Source organism: Vibrio profundi (genome assembly GCF_005281835.1).
In the GTDB taxonomy this organism is placed as follows: Bacteria; Pseudomonadota; Gammaproteobacteria; order Enterobacterales; family Vibrionaceae; genus Vibrio; species Vibrio profundi.
On record NZ_RZIS01000003.1, the window covers coordinates 109,978 to 127,367 of the forward strand.

13 protein-coding genes are annotated in these 17,390 nt (G+C 43.5%); 7 read left to right on the top strand and 6 right to left on the bottom strand.

The window, feature by feature from the left end; translation table 11 throughout:
* Nucleotides 1–18 precede the first annotated feature (18 nt).
* From ELZ11_RS09320 to ELZ11_RS09330, 3 genes are all read left to right on the top strand, one after another.
* On the top strand, nucleotides 19–915 hold the full coding sequence (locus tag ELZ11_RS09320) for a 2-hydroxy-3-oxopropionate reductase (protein ID WP_137357132.1): 897 nt from the start codon (nucleotides 19–21) through the stop codon (nucleotides 913–915).
* Between the two features lie 307 nt (nucleotides 916–1,222).
* Entirely contained in the window at nucleotides 1,223–2,533 is a 1,311-nt protein-coding gene (locus ELZ11_RS09325; protein ID WP_137357133.1) for a glycerate kinase type-2 family protein, read from the top strand.
* 174 nt (nucleotides 2,534–2,707) lie between these two features.
* Nucleotides 2,708–3,316, top strand: a complete 609-nt coding sequence (locus ELZ11_RS09330; protein WP_137357134.1) for a TetR/AcrR family transcriptional regulator — start codon at nucleotides 2,708–2,710, stop codon at nucleotides 3,314–3,316.
* Nucleotides 3,317–3,501: 185 nt separating this feature from the next.
* Here ELZ11_RS09330 and ELZ11_RS09335 read toward each other — a convergent pair whose 3' ends face one another.
* Nucleotides 3,502–5,898: a hypothetical protein gene (locus tag ELZ11_RS09335; protein WP_137357135.1), complete on the bottom strand. Its 2,397-nt coding sequence runs from the start codon at nucleotides 5,896–5,898 to the stop codon at nucleotides 3,502–3,504.
* A 144-nt stretch (nucleotides 5,899–6,042) separates the two neighbouring features.
* Entirely contained in the window at nucleotides 6,043–7,281 is a 1,239-nt protein-coding gene (locus ELZ11_RS09340; protein ID WP_137357136.1) for an alpha-xenorhabdolysin family binary toxin subunit A, read from the bottom strand.
* 796 nt (nucleotides 7,282–8,077) lie between these two features.
* Here ELZ11_RS09340 and ELZ11_RS09345 point away from each other — a divergent pair.
* Entirely contained in the window at nucleotides 8,078–9,514 is a 1,437-nt protein-coding gene (locus ELZ11_RS09345) for an amidohydrolase (RefSeq protein ID WP_137357137.1), read from the top strand.
* Nucleotides 9,515–9,612: 98 nt separating this feature from the next.
* On the opposite strand, the gene ELZ11_RS09350 is transcribed toward ELZ11_RS09345, so the two are convergent.
* The 4 genes from ELZ11_RS09350 to uraH form a co-directional block, all read right to left on the bottom strand.
* Complete coding sequence (locus ELZ11_RS09350; RefSeq protein ID WP_137357138.1) at nucleotides 9,613–10,974, bottom strand: 8-oxoguanine deaminase; 1,362 nt, start codon at nucleotides 10,972–10,974, stop codon at nucleotides 9,613–9,615.
* A gap of 150 nt (nucleotides 10,975–11,124) precedes the next feature.
* Complete coding sequence (locus ELZ11_RS09355) at nucleotides 11,125–12,540, bottom strand: nucleobase:cation symporter-2 family protein (protein WP_137357139.1); 1,416 nt, start codon at nucleotides 12,538–12,540, stop codon at nucleotides 11,125–11,127.
* 227 nt (nucleotides 12,541–12,767) lie between these two features.
* Entirely contained in the window at nucleotides 12,768–14,111 is a 1,344-nt protein-coding gene (locus tag ELZ11_RS09360; RefSeq protein WP_137357140.1) for an NCS2 family permease, read from the bottom strand.
* 201 nt (nucleotides 14,112–14,312) lie between these two features.
* Nucleotides 14,313–14,666, bottom strand: coding sequence for a hydroxyisourate hydrolase (uraH, locus tag ELZ11_RS09365; protein WP_137357141.1), 354 nt, complete (start codon nucleotides 14,664–14,666; stop codon nucleotides 14,313–14,315).
* Between the two features lie 370 nt (nucleotides 14,667–15,036).
* On the opposite strand from uraH, the gene puuE reads away from it, so the two are divergent.
* From puuE to ELZ11_RS09380, 3 genes are all read left to right on the top strand, one after another.
* On the top strand, nucleotides 15,037–15,963 hold the full coding sequence (gene puuE / locus ELZ11_RS09370) for an allantoinase PuuE (RefSeq protein WP_137357142.1): 927 nt from the start codon (nucleotides 15,037–15,039) through the stop codon (nucleotides 15,961–15,963).
* A gap of 42 nt (nucleotides 15,964–16,005) precedes the next feature.
* Nucleotides 16,006–16,521 carry a 2-oxo-4-hydroxy-4-carboxy-5-ureidoimidazoline decarboxylase gene (gene uraD / locus ELZ11_RS09375; RefSeq protein ID WP_137357143.1) on the top strand — a complete coding sequence of 172 codons (516 nt, stop codon included), beginning with the start codon at nucleotides 16,006–16,008 and terminating at the stop codon, nucleotides 16,519–16,521.
* A gap of 268 nt (nucleotides 16,522–16,789) precedes the next feature.
* Nucleotides 16,790–17,377 carry an ureidoglycolate lyase gene (locus ELZ11_RS09380; RefSeq protein WP_137357144.1) on the top strand — a complete coding sequence of 196 codons (588 nt, stop codon included), beginning with the start codon at nucleotides 16,790–16,792 and terminating at the stop codon, nucleotides 17,375–17,377.
* The last annotated feature ends 13 nt before the right edge of the window (nucleotides 17,378–17,390 follow it).

A 17,390-nucleotide genomic window follows, 5' to 3' on the forward strand; every position in this document is an offset into this window, starting at 1 on the left:
AAAGTTAAGGAGAACAACATGTCTAAAATTGCATTTATCGGTACTGGCATCATGGGCAAGCCTATGGCTGAGAATCTTCAGAAAGCGGGCCACGATTTGATCTTTACCGATCACTTCAACGCAGCGCCAGCAGATCTAGTCGCGGCAGGCGCAACCGTTTGTCACTCTCCAGCAGAAGCGACAGAGCTTGCTGAAGTGATCATCCTAATGGTACCAAACACACCACAAGTTGAAGATGTGCTATTTGGCGAAAACGGCGTAGAACAAGGCCTAACGGCTGGTGGCGCTGCAGGCAAGCTAGTGATCGATATGAGCTCAATCTCACCTATCGCGACGAAAGCTATTGCTGCTCGTATTAACGAAGGTGGTGCTTCTTACCTAGATGCTCCGGTATCTGGTGGTGAAGTGGGTGCTATCAACGCAACACTGACAATCATGGTTGGTGGTGAGCAAGAAGCGTTTGATAAAGCGCGTCCACTGTTTGAAATCATGGGTAAAAACATCACGCTAGTTGGCGAAAATGGTGCTGGCCAAACATGTAAAGTGGCGAACCAAATCATCGTTGCACTAAACATTGAAGCAGTGTCAGAAGCGTTAGTATTTGCTTCGAAAGCAGGTGCGGATCCAGCTCGCGTTCGTCAAGCACTACTAGGTGGCTTTGCTAACTCTAAGATTCTTGAAGTACATGGTGAGCGTATGGTTGAAGGTACTTTCGACCCAGGTTTCCGTATCTCTCTACACCAGAAAGATCTAAATCTAGCGCTAACGGGTGCAGAAGAGCTTGGTGTTTCACTTCCAAACACTGCAACTGCTCAGGAGCTATTTGGCGAATGTGCAGAAATGGGCGGAGAAGGTTGGGATCACTCAGCACTTATCCAAGCCATTGAAAAACGTTCAGACCACTCAATCCGTTAATGTTGATTGGTGAGCAAGATTTGATGCTGACTAAGGATGTGAGCATCAAATAACAGTAAGACCCTATGGTTTCGTTTGGGGATAGGCAAAACCATAGGCTAGTAAACGGAGCTATACCTCTGAGTTCCGTTTGCTGAAAGTTTCATATAGTTCGTTAATAAATCGCGTAGTTTCGTCTCCTTTTATACGCGTTCCCGATACAAGGCTAGGAGTTGAAGTTGACCCTTTCCAACTTATCTTAGCAGGCACTTCTAGGCCTTGTATTGGGATTCTTTTTTTAATCTTTCTGTCAACTAAGGAGTAGCTGATGGACATTGATGCTAAACAGTTTTTGCAAACCCTTTTCTATAGTGCAGTCAATGAAGCACTGCCTAAAAATCATATCGAACCATATCTACCAGAAGATATTTTCTATCGCTCGGCCAATCAAGGTGGGCGTACGGTCGTTATCGGTGCCGGAAAAGCAGCAGCATCAATGGCAGCAGAACTCGAAGCCGTATGGCAGAAGAATGCTCGTAAAGACCTAGCTGTAAGAGATCTTGAAGGCTTAGTGGTGACTCGCTACGAGCACACTGCCCCATGTGAATTCATTGAAGTAATTGAAGCCGCGCACCCAGTACCAGATGCAATGGGCTTAGAAGTTGGCCAACGCATTCTTGATTTGGCGAGTAGCCTTAACGAAGACGACACTGTGATTTGTTTGTTATCTGGCGGTGGTTCAGCGCTATTAAGCTTACCGGGTGGTGAAATCACACTAGCCGAGAAACAAGCTATCAATAAAGCATTATTGAAGTCGGGCGCTGCTATCGATGAAATGAACTGTGTTCGCAAACACCTGTCAGCAATTAAAGGTGGTCGATTAGCAAAAGCGGCTTACCCAGCACAGATTTTGTCTTTAGCGATTTCAGATGTACCGGGCGATGATATTAGCGTTATCGCATCTGGCCCTACTGTTCCAGACAGCACTACTCGTTTTGATGCTCTAGCCATTTTAGAGCGTTACGAGATTGCGATTCCACCATCTGCATTTAAGTGGTTGAACAGCCCTGAATCTGAGACGGTGAAACCTGAAGACGAATGCTGGGCGAACAGTACACACCATATTATTGCGACTCCGCAATCGGCGTTAGAGTCAGCAGCTGCAGAGTCGGAAGGCCTTGGTATTCCAGCTTATATTCTCAGTGATTGTATTGAAGGCGAAGCCAGAGATGTGGCTAAAGTGCATGCTGCACTTGCCAAGCAAATTGCCGACAAGAACCAACCTTTTGAAACACCATGTGTGTTGTTATCGGGTGGAGAAACTACAGTAACCGTAAAAGGGAATGGCCGTGGTGGTCGTAACTGTGAATTCTTATTGAGCTTATACAATGAGCTTAAAGGCCATGAGAAAATTTTTGCACTGGCAGCGGATACCGATGGTATTGACGGTGTGGAAGACAATGCGGGAGCTTGGATCACGCCAGAAACATGGTTAGAAGGCAATAAACAAGCTTTGAAGGCAGAAGACTTCCTAGATGACAACAACAGTTATGATTTCTTTAAGAAAACCGGCGTATTACTCACAACAGGGCCAACTCTGACCAATGTGAATGATTTACGCGCGATACTCATTCTCTAGTTTTCGTAGAGAGCTTTTTGCGGTGGCCGCCTGTGTCTTCTCGTGCAGGTGGCCACTTTTTTAAGTCATATTTGCAACAGACAAAACAGTTAAGTGATTTATAAAACATATCTGCTGGACTAATGAAGCACGTTGATTACTATGGCTTATGTAATAGGTTGTAAAGGACGTAGTATGTCTAGGATCAGACAAAAGAATCAGGATTTAATCATTGAAGTAGCCTGTGAACAATTTGCTACTCATGGTTATGCCGCAACAAAGATGGTGGATATCGCCAAAGCTGCGGATATTCCCAAACCTAATGTATTTTATTACTTCAGTTCAAAGGACAAGCTCTATAACGCGGTGCTCGAAACGGTCACCGAACCGTTGCTAGAAGCTTCTCGCCCGATTGAAGAGCTCGATGACCCCGTCGAAGCGCTATCTCAATATATTCAAACTAAACTGATTATTTCCCGTGACCACCCGCATGCATCGAAAGTGTTTGCTAATGAAGTGATGTCTGGTGCCAAAGTATTACCTAAAGAAATTGGTGATGAGCTGTATAAACAGTCCCAGATGATCATTGATAAATTCTCAACGTGGTCGGCTCAAGGGTTAATGGACGAAGTGCCCGCTCACCATTTGATGTTTACTATCTGGGCAGCCACTCAAACTTATGCTGACTTTGGTTGGCAAATTTGTAGTGTGATGAAGAAAGAACAGCTCGACGATCAAGATTACGCCGATGCCGCTAAGTTTATTACTCAACTTGTGATTAAAGGTTGTGGTGTTAAAAGCTAGATACGATTGAGCCGCGCAACCGTCGAGCCAATGTAATTATTTAGCTTGTATGGAAAATCGTACTTCGATAAGATCTTTAAAAGGCCAGAGTGAGAGTTGATCTCATTCTGGCCTTTGTCTCTTAGGTCTGAGCCTAAGCTATTTCACAGATCTGTGGATTGCTTAAGACTTTAGATAGCTAAAAGCTAAAGTGAACAACTACGGCCATTTGGAATACCGCTGCCTAAGAATTCCACTCTAACTTGTTCGACGTCTTGCAAGTATTCGTTATTGGATGAGTTGGTTTCATCGAAGTTGTTGAGTGTCAGGTTCCAAGCACTGAAAGGCGTCGGCTGGAAATACGCGTACTCAAACTTGTTGGCCAAGGCGCCATCGGTAATGATACTGACATCATTGGTTGTTGGATCATCCAAGCGGTAGTAAAACGCGCGAGACAGTGGGTTAGAGCTGAACTGGAATGTTTCGTCTGCGTATCTGTCTTGGTAGTTTCCGGCGCTTGATATTCGCATGTTGAGCTGCTTACCGTAAGGAAGATTCTCTCCTTCTAAGTACACTCGGATGGTGGATAATCTAACGCGGTCAAAAGAACAAAATTGAGCCTGCTCTAAAGGAATCGAAAAGTTGAGCTGACCGGTTTCTAGTAGGCTTGTCAGCTGTTCCTCACCAGATATCACGTAATTATCTATCGTGAAGTCTTGAGGGGCAGGGTGGAAAGAAGACAGAGCATTGACGTATTCATTCTCGATAGACGCGAGATCGAATTTGTAATCGAGGTACGTTTTGTCGAGCGATGGTATTAGCTCACTTGGCTTGAGGGCCCAATATTCATACGCTTGAACGTAGTTGGAAAGCGCGACATACATAGGGCGTTTGAAGTGCATTAAAATTCGAGACAGTTCGCGTTCGATTGATGCAAAGCCTTCCGAATCGGATTGATATCCATCTATTGCGGTGGTCAGGCGCGCTTGCTGGTTTTTGGTCACGTTATTAGTGAGAAGCATATCGACTAACTTCGCTTGCTCTTGAGCAAAATTGAGTTGAGTGGTGTTAATGCTTTTGCCGAGTAAGATTTGTTTTTCGAGCTCTAATAAATAGTTACGCGCGCCTTTGATCCCCAAGCTGTCGGCGTACCTAAGATTGCTACGTACTTCAGTCAGCATGAGATCCCACGCTAAATTACTTTCGTTGATGGTAGGAATGTTAAAGTTAAATCCATCCATCGCTTCTGAGATTTTTTGTTGTTTGATGGTTGATTTCACATCGGCAGTTAATTGAGCGATCCCAGCAATGGTTTTTGTCACGCTATCAATGACGCCGGTAACCGACTTAATATTGGTCACTAAGTTTTTGGCTTTTTCGAGTGCTTCAGGCGTCTTGGCTAGTTGGTCGGTTAAGTCATTTACCCCAGATAGGTTACCTGTGAACACGCCGCTGACAGCGCTACCGATCTCTGCGATGGCTTTGAAAATCGCGAGCGCTGCATTTAGTTGTTGCTGGGTTTTCCAGTTTTCGACACCAACCAAATAGGTGGTTCTCGCGCTGAGTGTTACCAATTCTTGAGCTTTATACTGACTGTCAATTTCAGTCAGGCTATCACCTATTTTGTCGATGTTCCCTTCGGTTTGTTTAATGATAGATTGCTGTGCGTTTAGAACGTCTACCACGTTGGCAAGTGCTAACTTCGCTGACTCAACTTTGTCCGTAATAGCGGTGTTTCTGTCGGTGACGATATCCCATTGGCTTTGGTAAGCGACCATTGCATCAAGGTAAGCGGCATACTTGTCTTGATACAGTGACTTATCGAGGTAAGGGACATAATTATTTTCTGTGGTATTGAATTTAATGAACTGCTTAAACGCGACCGTTTGCAGGTAGAGATCTGACAGCAGTGTATCCTCTTCAACCACTGAACCTGCAAAGCGCATGTTCTTTTCAATCCAGTTGATCAGTTGAAGGCTGACTTCTGGCTGGGTATCAAACAGGCTTGCTGCCATGTCAAAGCTTCGGTTCAATATGTCCGCAAAAGGTGTTCTTGCTAACTTCATTTGACCCGCGATATTGCCTTCAATATCTGATTTTCGATAACGCTCACCTGCTAATACGACGGAAGCGCCATTGGTATCTCCGCCAGTTAAGGACTCCCTTGATACAGACCCATCAGATTGAAAAGCCAATACATTAATCGGGCTTTCTATTTCATCAGCAATTACGGTGACAGAAGCTGCAGAACCTTGTTGGCCAAGTACAAAAGTGGGAGTTCCAGAGCCGACAATTTTCCGAGCGAAGATAAGAATATTTTGGTTGTTGACCACAAGATTAAAGTTTTCTGATACCTCTATCGTATCGGCAAAGACAACAATTTTGGTCGGTTTAGTGACGTAAAGGTTTTGCTCTGCAATCCAATCGTTAAGGTTGATGTGTAAGTCAGATGTAGCGCGAGAAACTAGGCCTACGTCGTTATACGCATCGGTTTGCCAACTTGGGTATTCAATATTGTGAGGCAAGTTGTTTAGCTCTAGCCAATCACTGGAATAAGCGTATGGAGATAATGAGAGTGAAATAATAACTGGAAGTAATCTCATATTAAGTTCCTTGTTATAGCCCCTTAATAACACTGTTAATTAAGGGAATACTAAATTTTGGGTAGCCGAAACCATCACCTTAGTTTTTAACTAAGGTGAGGCTTTAAGGTCGTACTAATTAGATATAATTGGAGTGAAGAAAAGTTATTCCATTTCTTGGATATACGCGTTATTAGCAAATGCTTTTGCTTTTTCGCTGATGTTATTCCAATTCATCTCTGCAATGGCGGTATTAGCAAGTGCACCCGCAGCGCCTAGTAACGCGTCATCTTTTAAGATCTCGGTATTGGTTTCAGCTTCATCCAATGCTGCAATTAAAGAAGAAAAATCGGCATTCATCTTCTGCCAATTTAATTTTAGGTTATTAATATGCGGAATCGCATTTTCTATTTTCGTAGAAATAACATCGATACTTTCTGAAGAACGGTGGTACGAGTTATAGATCTTTTGCGTGTATGTCAGTTGGCTCTGAAGATCTTTGACTTCATTTTGTAGTTCATTACGAAGCTTACGCGCTTTCTCTGCTTTATCCCCATATACACCCATAATCGGAACTGCAACCATTGGGAACCAAGCGTAAGTGACGGCTGTAGCGGCAACCGTTACATAGTGGTTATAGTCATCGTTCAACTGTTTGATACGCGCATTTATGTCATTTACTTGTTGCTGAAGGGCACTGCCGTCATCGCTTAAGTAGCCGTTGTGCGTACCTTCTAATACATCAAGTTGGATTTTTTGGGTATCCAGTTTAGCGGAGAATTCTAGTAGGTTGTCGCCTACCGTTGACACTTCATTTTGATAGCGAGTCGAAAAGTTTTGTAGGCTTTTTAAATAAGCAATGGCGAGCTTTCGGTTACGTTCGACAGCGGCAATATCATCAGGGAGTGGAGAGAAAGCTTTGCTCAGCATTTCATTTAGAGCATTGCTAAGTGGTTGAATCATGTAATCTTTGATCTGTGTATAGTTCGCCAAGCTTAGCGACAAATTTACGATGCTAGGGTACAGATCCTTCTTCCAGTAAAACGCGTTGTCGTGGATCTTGGCGTATTGCTCAACTAAAGCTTGGAAGTTAGAAAAAGGAATATCGTTGGGAATACTTAACGTAGATTTCATGCTGGCTTCAGTAATCGGTAAAGCCAAAGCGCCTTCTACGTAGGCTTGAATTTGAAACCATTCTTTTTGATTTAGGATGAAATCATCCGTTTCTAAATCGATAAATGCACCGTTTTCACCCATGATCGTTTGATAGGTAATTGGTGAAATTTCTTGTTGCGTTGATGGAGATGCCTCAACGCCAGTAGGGTAAGTATTTGCGACAACAGAAGCAGAAATTAAGCTTAGAGAGATCGCCGATAAGGTGAGTGCCTGTTTGAGTTTTTTCATTGAATAGCCTTTCTATGTTTTTATTTTAAGCTTTTTTAGTTAAAAAGATCCCCTACCAGAAAACTGGCATCATTAATAATTATGAGGATTCTTTGAATAGCTTTTATTTATATTATTAGTGTGGTTATTGTTAGTTAGGTTTCGTTCCCCTTTAATATGTATTTTGATGTTTATTGAATTCGGCCAATTTATAGTAACTTTATAAAATAAAATTTTAACCCGATCACACATTTATGAGTGAATTGGTTGTTTGTTGATCTATTAAATTTAGTGATATTTAAATTAGAGTTTGGTTATTTTTATACAGGGCAGGAAAATAAAGGGATAGGTAACTTTTATTCTATGCAACTGTTATTTATTTGATAAAAACATTAATAGATAGGATTTTTACCTTTTAACTAAAAATGTTGAAAATAAATTAAGTTAAAGCCATTAAACATCCGTTTAAAATTTGAGCTGTGCCAAAGTTTGATTAATATTGGTCTGCTGAACTGAATGGGAAGGTGGGCTTAAACACTGAAATTTCAGTGAAGGGGTGTGCAATATGCGCGTAGGCTAGTATGCATTTGTATTGCTGTGGAGATGGCTTAGATAATGTGGGTATAGAGTGAGCGTGTTTGTGTGACTTGTTGTGCAATTACACATTTATTTCAGCTTTCCTAGTTTGAGTATGCCATTTTATTTAAAAATAGAGCTATAGTAGCGGCGAAAATTCGATGCCTCTTAATTGGCACTATATGAAACTCAATGTGGGTTTCTAGCAAGATTACAACACGCACAACATTAAGGTTTAGCAATGAAGCTCAAAAGCTTGGCATGCATTATTAGTACAGCCCTTATCGCAGGCTGTGGTTCGACGGTCGCCACTCAAACATATAACGCTGATTTGATCATCACCAACGGGCAAGTTCTGACCATCAACTCACAAATGGATGTGATTGAAGATGGAGTCGTGGTCGTGAGAGACGACGAGATCATCGCGATTGGTAACGAGGATTTGATCACTCAATATCACGCTGAAAAAGTAATTGATGCGCAAGATGGTATTGTGATGCCAGGTATGGTGAATGCTCATAACCACCTGCCTATGATTGCATTTCGTGGTTTAGGTGAAGAGGGCATTTCGAACCGTTTGTTCGCGTACTTCTTCCCGCTTGAAGCTGAAAAGTTAAGCCGAGAATTGATCTACAACGCAACGAAATTAGGCAGCATTGAACTGGCACAAAGCGGTGTGACGACGTATGCCGACATGTACTACCACATGGATGAAATGGCGAAAGCGACCAAAGAAGTTGGCCTTCGTGCCGTTCTTGGCGAAACCGTTATCAAATTCCCGGTTGTTGATGCGAAAGAACCTTACGGCGGAATTGATTACGCTAAGGGGTTTATCGAACAATTTAAAAACGATGAATTGATCACGCCTGCTTATGCCCCACATGCTGTGTACACCGTAAGCAAAGAGAAGCTGCAAGAAATTAACCAACTTTCTGCTCATTACGACGTTCCTGTGCTGATTCACGTGGCGGAATTTCCAAATGAAGAAAAGCGCATTAAAGATGAAACCCAAGCCACATCACCTGTAGGGTACATGGCGGAAATTGGCGTGCTAGATGAACGTGTGGTTATTGCACACGGTATCCATCTTTCAGAGGAAGACCAACAGCTATTGAAAGATGCTGATGCAGGTATTTCATATAACCCAATGGCAAACGCGAAAGGTGCCACGGGCATTGCCCCTGCTTGGGACATGTATCGTGCCGACATGCGAATTGGCTTGGGTACCGATGGACCAATGAGTTCAAATCAAGTCGACATCATGCGAACGTTAAGCTATGCCGCTAACATGCAGCGCCTTAAACACTCTGATCGTACTATTATGATCCCTGAACAAGTGATTGAAATGGCAACGTTAGGCGGTGCGAAAGCTTTGCATATGGAAGACCAAATTGGTTCTCTGGAAGTTGGCAAAAAAGCGGATATTGTGATTGTTGAAACTCAATCAGCGAATATGCTGCCAAGCTACGACCCATACGCAACTTTGGTGTATCAAGCTAACCCAAGCAATATCGATACTACCATTGTAAATGGCCAAATCGTGATGGAAAACCGAGTGATGCAAACCGTTCAGCTCGATGAAATTCGTAGCAGTGTTAATGAGTTTGAAGCTGATATTGCCGAGTTCGCGAAAGAGCTCTCTAAGAAGGCAATCAAGTCGAAAAGTTTGATGGATTAGTCTAGAAAATAAAGCTCACTATCGGTGAGTAATATGAAATAGAAAAGAGGCCGACGAATTCGTCGGCCTCTTTGTTTATGTCGCTTAGATGGTAAGTGTTAATTGTTCATCGCTAACTTACCTAGCTTCATTGCTGCCGCATGGTGGCGGTGCATTAGCTGTTCCATGTCGACGCCAATCACGGCGCCATCAGTGACTCGCCATTTACCAGCAATCATCACTTTATCTGCTTTCTGAGCACCGCAGAGGAGTAGAGCGGCTAATGGATCATGGCTTCCTGAGAAACGAATGTCGTCTAGCTTAAACATGGCAACATCGGCTTGTTTACCTACTTCTAAGGTCCCAATATCGGTGCGGCCCATCGCTCTTGCTGAACCTGAAGTTGCCCAGCGCAGCGCATCAAAATGCGACACATTGGCGGAGCCGTATTGTAGCCTTTGTAGATACATTGCCATGCGGACTTCAGCAATCATGTTAGAGCCATCATTAGAGGCACTGCCATCGACGCCTAAGCCAACTTTTACGCCTGCTGCTTCAAGTTCGTTATTCTTACAAATGCCAGAAGCCAGCATCATGTTTGAGGTTGGGCAGTGGCTAATACCAATGCCTGCTTTGCCTAGACGACGGATTTCTTCAGAGTTGAAGTGAATACCATGAGCCAGCCAAGTGCGCTCGTTTAGCCAGCCTACATCTTCCAAGTAATCCACCGGGCGAAGTCCAAATTTCTCGATACAGAAATCTTCTTCGTCTAACGTTTCACATAAGTGGGTATGTAGCATGACATTTTCACGTTCACTGATCTTAGCGGTTTCTTTCATTAAGTCTGTGGTAACAGAAAACGGCGAACATGGCGCCAGAGCGATTTGAATCATCGCACCGTCGTCTCGCTGGTGGTAGTCGCGAATCAAGCGTTGGCTATCATCAATGATCGTTTGTTCGGTTTGAATGGTGTGTCTTGGAGGTAACCCACCTTCATCTTCCCCTAGGCTCATTGAACCACGCGTGAATATTGCTCTTACGCCGAGTTTTTCAGCGGCTTCTACTTGGAGGTCGATTGCGTGTTCAAGCCCATTTGGTAGCAAATAGTGGTGATCAGAAGCGGTAGTACAACCAGACATCATCAGTTCAACGAGCGCTAATTCGGTCGCTAAGCTCATCATCTCTGAATCAAGATTTGCCCAAACAGGGTAGAGGCTTTTCAGCCAGTGGAAGAGTTCTTTATTTAACGCACCAGGGTAGGCACGAGTTAAAGTTTGGTAGAAGTGGTGGTGAGCATTGATCAAACCTGGTGTGACCACGTGTTTTGATGCATCAACGCTGTAATCAACGGGAGTGGTTGGCTCTTTATGTTTTCCAACTAGCTCGATGATTTGATTACCTTTAATCACAATACCGCCATCTGCATCAGCTGTGGTGCCTGTGTAGATCGCGAGCGGATTCTTAATCCATATTGTTTCCATTCATAATAGTCCTTAGCCATCTCAGCCTTCTCAGGGAAGAGGGTCTTTAAGTATTTTAGTTAATAAAAAAGGGTGTTTATATTGGCAGGGCGACCGGTTTCATTAAGCCTCCGTCCTGCAGCAATTATGTATCAATTTTGCTTAGCTTGCTTAGCTTGCTTTGATTTCTGTTGCTTCAGAATCTGTCTTTTGCTGAGTCAAAGCCAGTTCTTCTTCAGCTTGTTCTTTCATTTCTTGTTCTACTTGCGCTTGGCTTTCTGCTAGTGCTTCTTGCTCTTCAGCTTTAGACGATTTTGGTAATACTAGGTTTAGCAATACCGTCATGATAGTACCTGTAGTAATACCAGAATGAAGGAAGTTAGCGAGATCGTGAGGTAAATGCTGCAGTAAACGTGGTTCGAAAGTTACCGCTAAGCCAGATGCTAAACCGACACAAATAACTAGCGCATTACGCTTGGTGTCAGCGGCTTTAATTAACATACGAATACCTGCGTATGCGATCATACCGAACATGACGAAACCAACACCACCAAGTACTGGTTTAGGGATGGTCACAGCTACCGCGGCTAGTTTAGGGAAAAGACCACCTAAAATGAGTAAGCCACCGGTTACTGCCACGACGTATCGGCTTGCAACACCAGTAATACCGACGATACCAACGTTTTGACTGAATGATGCCAGAGGCATAGCAGTTAGGATTGAAGATAAAGTACTACCAATACCATCACCTAATAGGCCGCGTTTTAGATCGTTACCGCTTACTTTAGTTTGACAGTTGTTACCCAATGCCATGAAGTCACCGGTCGCTTCAGCGATTACTACTATGTATACCAAGCTCATACTAATGATGGCACTGATAGAAAAGGTAAAGCCGTATTTAAATGGTTCTGGACCACCGACCCATGCTGCCGAACTGATTTGCTCTAAATTCACCATACCAAGCGATAGCGCCACAATGTAACCGCCCGCTAAACCAATCACGATTGCAGAAGCGGCAACAGCACCTTTACAGTAAACCGATACGCCAACCACGATACCAAGTGAAACAAGTGCTAGGAAAAGCTTAGGTAATGTCGCAAATTCTTCACTGACGGCAGGCGAATCACCCACCCAGTTCATTGCGACGGGGAGTATGGTTAAACCGATTAAGGTGACCACTACGCCACTCACCACAGTCGGGAAGAGCTTGCGGACTTTGTCCATGTAGAAGCTGGCTAGGATAACCACAAATGAGCCGATCAGCGCCGAGCCCATGATGGCGCTAACGCCACCTTCGTTACCGATTGAAATGGCTACGCCTAGGAATGCGAAACTAGAACCCATAACAACGGGCAGTTTAATGCCGACAGGGCCTATACCAAGACACTGAGCGACAGTGACGACGCCAGAAGCCAGTAAGGCAGCATTGATTAAAGAAACAATCTCTTCGTTAGGTAGGCCGATAGAGGCTCCAACAATAAGAGGAACGGCAACAATACCGCCGATAGAGGCGAGCATATGTTGTAGAGCGAGTAATAAGGTTAAGCCGTGTGGTGGTCTTTCATTTAGGGTGTACAGAAGTTTCATTTGATATTCCTCTGCCTGTGTTTCCGTGCACAAGCGAATGACGGTCAAATAATGACTTCTACAAACTTCGTAGGGTCATAAAAAAGGTGCACTAGGACACAGAAAATCCCATCCTCTGTGATTAGTACAATTAGCTTTCTTAATTCTTGGGTGTGTCTGTATTTATTATTAGAGGTAGAGCCTGATTAGGTTGGCTCAAAGAGCCAACCTAAAAGTGCACTTGGTGATTAACCAATGAACACAAGTTTTGCAACGAAGATAACCGTCAATAAGTACATTGAGATTGATACATCTTTCGTTTTACCTGTTGCAACTTTAAGTACTGTGTAAGTGATGAAACCTAGAGCAATACCATTCGCGATAGAGAAAGTCAGTGGCATCATCAGCGCTGTAATAGCGGCAGGAGCACCGTTTGTGAAATCTTTCCAATCAACATGCTGCATGCTGCTCATCATTACGAAGGCTACGTAAATCAGTGCGCCAGAGGTTGCGTAAGCTGGGATCATACCTGCTAGTGGTGATAGGAAGATTGCTGCTAAGAACAACGCGCCTACTACGATAGCTGATAAACCTGTACGTGCACCCGCAGCAACACCTGCAGCACTTTCTACGTAACTTGTCACTGGAGGACAACCTACACAAGCACCTGCAACACTTGAGATACTGTCGGCTTTAAGCGCTTTGCTTAGGCCTTGAATCTTACCTGTTTCAGGGTTAGTTAGGTTTGCGCGTTCAGCAACGCCCATTAGGGTACCAGCAGTGTCGAACATGTTTACGAAAAGGAATGCTAAAATAACACTGATCATTGATACGTTAAGTGCACCAGCAATATCCATCGCCATAAACGTTGGCGCAATGCTAGGTGGTGCCGCGAAGAAACCGTTGTATTGTACGAGGCCAAGCATCATACCGATTAGCGTTACGCTAAGAATACCGATAAGTACTGCACCAAATACTTTACGCTCACTTAATACCGCAATGATTAGGAATGCGATAGCAGCAAGTAACGCTTCTGGCTTAGTGAAGTCACCAAGAGAAACTAGAGTTGCTGGGTTTTCGACAACGATGCCTGCTGTTTTAAGACCGATTAAGCCCAAAAACAAACCAACACCTGCGGTCATTGAGTAACGTAAACTTTCAGGGATACTCTCAATAATCCATTGGCGGACTTTGTAGAAACTCATCCCGACGAACAAGATACCGGAAATAAACACCGCACCGAGCGCGACTTCCCAGCTGTAACCCATTTCACTTACTACAGTGAAAGAGAAGAAAGCGTTCAAGCCCATGCCTGGTGCAAGGCCGACTGGCCAGTTTGCAAAAAGACCCATCAACAGACAACCGATCGCAGCACCGATACAAGTTGCAACGAACACAGCGCCAGCATCCATACCTGATGCCGCCATAATTTGCGGGTTGACGAATATAATGTAAGCCATGGTAGCGAAGGTTGTTACACCACCGACTAATTCATCCTTGATGCTACTTCCGTGTTCTTTGATCTTAAAAAGTTTTTCTAAGAATCCGTTATTAGCGTCTTGGTTGAGTATTTCTGTTTTACTCTCACTCATGTCAGCAAGTCCTTTTTGTTGTTTTCCGTTATTGAATACAACTAGATTTCAATTTTAAGTGTTTGAATATTTAGGGTTTAAGCCTTTATTTCCTAACCATTCATGTTATTAGCGTCCCAAATTTGGGCACAGCATTCCCCAATCGGCTGACATAGAGCCGAGGAGAAATGCGAATAAATTATTTATTCAAATTGCTGGAGGCTAGCTGCCTCGGTATGTTGAGAAACTGTACGGTGAAACCAGTAGTGGCACGTGGTAGTGAGCATCTTGGTCGTTAAGACCGAAACGAATTACGACGTCATCTAAAAATGGTACTTCATCGAGCGTTACACCTTTGCTTTGGTAGTAATCAGCGACATGGAAGACAAGTTGATATTTGCCTGAGCGGAAATCATTACCCGCTAAAATTGGCGCGTCTGTGCGGCCATCTGAGTTTGTCAGAACCGTTGCCAGCTTTTCTACTGAATCGTCGTTAACCTTGAAGAGTTCAACCTTGATTTCAGCACCTGGTAAGCCATGCATTGTATCCAAAACGTGTGTTGTTAATCTGCCCATAATTCCTTCTTAGCGCTCTCACGCCCCTCATTTTTCCTAGTTTTACAATCTATGCACATTTGGTTGTTGTGCTTTGTGTTAGTACAACTATGTACGCAATGTATACAATTAGTAAAGCCCTTTGTTATAAAAATGTTAACCTTGATGTCGCATTTTTTAAATATCAAAGGATTTAAGGGATCCCATTTCTGAACATTAACCGGTGCTTAAGTTACTGTTAAATATACATTTGCATAATTATTTTTAACTTAACTAACAAAATCTTTACATTGAGATAAATAATTGTATACAATAAATAGTACAAGGGCTTGGTGATGTAATCTTAAGGGATGCCATAGAGAGCCAATAATTTTTTGTTAGGAGTACTTGGATGAATAAGGATTATTCAAGAAACTTAGTCGGGTATGGCCCAAATCCACCACACCCTAAATGGCCAGGTAATGCGCGAGTCGCGGTTTCGTTTGTATTGAACTACGAAGAGGGCGGTGAGCGTTGTCTATTACATGGTGATGATGAATCAGAAGCGTTTCTGTCTGAAATTCCTTCTGCGCAGCCTATTAAAGGCGAACGTCACATCAGCATGGAATCAATTTACGAGTACGGCAGCCGAGCTGGTGTATGGCGCATACTTCGTTTGTTCGATGAATACGAGATCCCTCTAACTGTCTTTGCGGTTGCGATGGCAATTGAGCGTCACCCAGACGTAGCGCAAGCAATGGTAGAAGCGGGGCACGAAATCTGTAGTCACGGTTATCGCTGGATCGATTACCAATATATGGATGAGTCTGAAGAACGCGATCACATGACTAAAGCGATTGAGATCATCCAAGAAATTACAGGTCAACGCCCACAAGGTTGGTACACAGGCCGTACTGGTCCAAATACTCGCCGCTTGGTGGCTGAAGAAGGTGGTTTCCTTTACGACTCTGATGCGTATGACGATGATCTACCCTATTGGCACACCGAAACTGGTCAACCTCAATTGGTGATCCCATACACCCTAGATGTAAACGATATGCGTTTTTCAACGGTGCAAGGTTTTAACTCAGGTGAGCAATTCTTCCAATACCTAAAAGACACGTTCGATACCTTGTATTTAGAAGGTGAGACTGCGCCGAAAATGATGTCGGTTGGTTTGCACTGTCGTTTGATTGGTCGTCCTGGTCGTATCGCGGCACTAAGACGTTTCTTAGATTACGTAAAACAGCATGAAAGCGTATGGCTGTGTCGCCGAATTGATATCGCGAATCACTGGCACGAGCATCACCCGTACCAAGCAAATACAGATAAAAAATAACCATTAATAACCAGCAATACACTAGCAGCAAGGAGGCTTCACGTGACTGAATTTAGATCATGCCAACCAACTAAAATGGATCGCGATACCTTTGTCGCTCATTTCGCTGATGTTTACGAACATAGCCCATGGGTTGCCGAAGCTGTATTTGATCAAGGTTTGAATGCCGAAGATGATCATATTGAAAATCTTCACTTAAAAATGGCTTCAACGTTGATCAGCGCCGATCAAGAAAAGCAATTGGCATTGATCAATGCTCACCCGGATTTGGCAGGTAGAGCAGCGGTTAACGGCGAGCTAACCGAATCATCAACAAAAGAACAAGCGGGCGCAGGGATTGACCAGTGCAGCGCTGAAGAGTTCGCTAAATTTACTTCTTACAATAACAGCTACAAAAGTCGCTTCAACTTCCCTTTTATCATGGCAGTAAAGGGAGCCAATCGTTATCAAATTCTTGAGTCCTTCGAGATGCGATTAGGAAATGATAGTGAAACTGAGTTTGCTACGGCGATTCAAGAGATCAACAAGATCGCAATGTTTCGTCTCTGGGATATGTAAGTCGCCAAAGTCGACAACTATTTCAGGATTAGTCTTAATCCACTAATAGCTGCCGCACACAAAAGCCACGTATGGCCGAGTTGGTAGGTAAGCAAAGAGGGTTAAGTTCTCATTTTATTATTACTCGATTAATTGGCAGGGAATATATGGAAGTATTCCTAAATGTAATCAAAAGCTTGCTAGTTGAAATGACTAGGTTTTGGATAAACGAGCGCAGATCACAACCGGTTAATTGAATCAAATATATCGGAAGACTTAAGGAAGCATAATGAGCAATGGAATTCGAAAGCTGACGATTGAACCTTTAACTAAACAAGCATTTGCTGAGTTTGGTGATGTGATTGAAGTGGAAAATAGTGACTACTTCATGATCAATAACGGTTCAACTCGACGTTACCATAAATTGGCAGAAGCTGATGTGGAAGAGCAAGGTGGTAAAGCCATCATCAGTATCTTTCAAGCTACGCCATTAGAGTATCCGCTAACCATTAAGATGTTAGAAAGACATCCACTTGGTTCGCAAGCTTTCATCCCTATGCTTGGTCAACCGTATCTAATTGTTGTTGCTCCAAAAGGCGACAAGCCACAACTTAATCAAAGCCGTGCTTTTTACAGCAACGGTAAGCAGGGCGTGAACTATCACAAAGGTGTTTGGCACCATCCTGTATTAGCTCTAACCGAACAAGACAAGTTCTTGATTGTCGATCGCGCTGGCGAAGGCCACAACTGCGATGAAGAGCATTTTGAAACAGATTTAGTGAGCTTGTCTCTGGATGATTTACCAAGCCTTGAAGTAAACGCTGGTAACGAATCTAACGAGAGCATGAAGGATAACGCACAACTCGCGAATGCGTAGTTTGCTATACAGG

What these genes read in the sequence shown, in the direction of transcription:
- ELZ11_RS09320 (WP_137357132.1), top strand. Translation starts at nt 19, where the DNA reads ATGTCTAAAATTGCATTTATCGGTACTGGCATCATGGGCAAGCCTATG.
- ELZ11_RS09325 (WP_137357133.1), top strand. Translation starts at nt 1,223, where the DNA reads ATGGACATTGATGCTAAACAGTTTTTGCAAACCCTTTTCTATAGTGCA.
- ELZ11_RS09330 (WP_137357134.1), top strand. Translation starts at nt 2,708, where the DNA reads ATGTCTAGGATCAGACAAAAGAATCAGGATTTAATCATTGAAGTAGCC.
- ELZ11_RS09335 (WP_137357135.1), bottom strand. Translation starts at nt 5,898, where the DNA reads ATGAGATTACTTCCAGTTATTATTTCACTCTCATTATCTCCATACGCT.
- ELZ11_RS09340 (WP_137357136.1), bottom strand. Translation starts at nt 7,281, where the DNA reads ATGAAAAAACTCAAACAGGCACTCACCTTATCGGCGATCTCTCTAAGC.
- ELZ11_RS09345 (WP_137357137.1), top strand. Translation starts at nt 8,078, where the DNA reads ATGAAGCTCAAAAGCTTGGCATGCATTATTAGTACAGCCCTTATCGCA.
- ELZ11_RS09350 (WP_137357138.1), bottom strand. Translation starts at nt 10,974, where the DNA reads ATGGAAACAATATGGATTAAGAATCCGCTCGCGATCTACACAGGCACC.
- ELZ11_RS09355 (WP_137357139.1), bottom strand. Translation starts at nt 12,540, where the DNA reads ATGAAACTTCTGTACACCCTAAATGAAAGACCACCACACGGCTTAACC.
- ELZ11_RS09360 (WP_137357140.1), bottom strand. Translation starts at nt 14,111, where the DNA reads ATGAGTGAGAGTAAAACAGAAATACTCAACCAAGACGCTAATAACGGA.
- uraH (WP_137357141.1), bottom strand. Translation starts at nt 14,666, where the DNA reads ATGGGCAGATTAACAACACACGTTTTGGATACAATGCATGGCTTACCA.
- puuE (WP_137357142.1), top strand. Translation starts at nt 15,037, where the DNA reads ATGAATAAGGATTATTCAAGAAACTTAGTCGGGTATGGCCCAAATCCA.
- ELZ11_RS09380 (WP_137357144.1), top strand. Translation starts at nt 16,790, where the DNA reads ATGAGCAATGGAATTCGAAAGCTGACGATTGAACCTTTAACTAAACAA.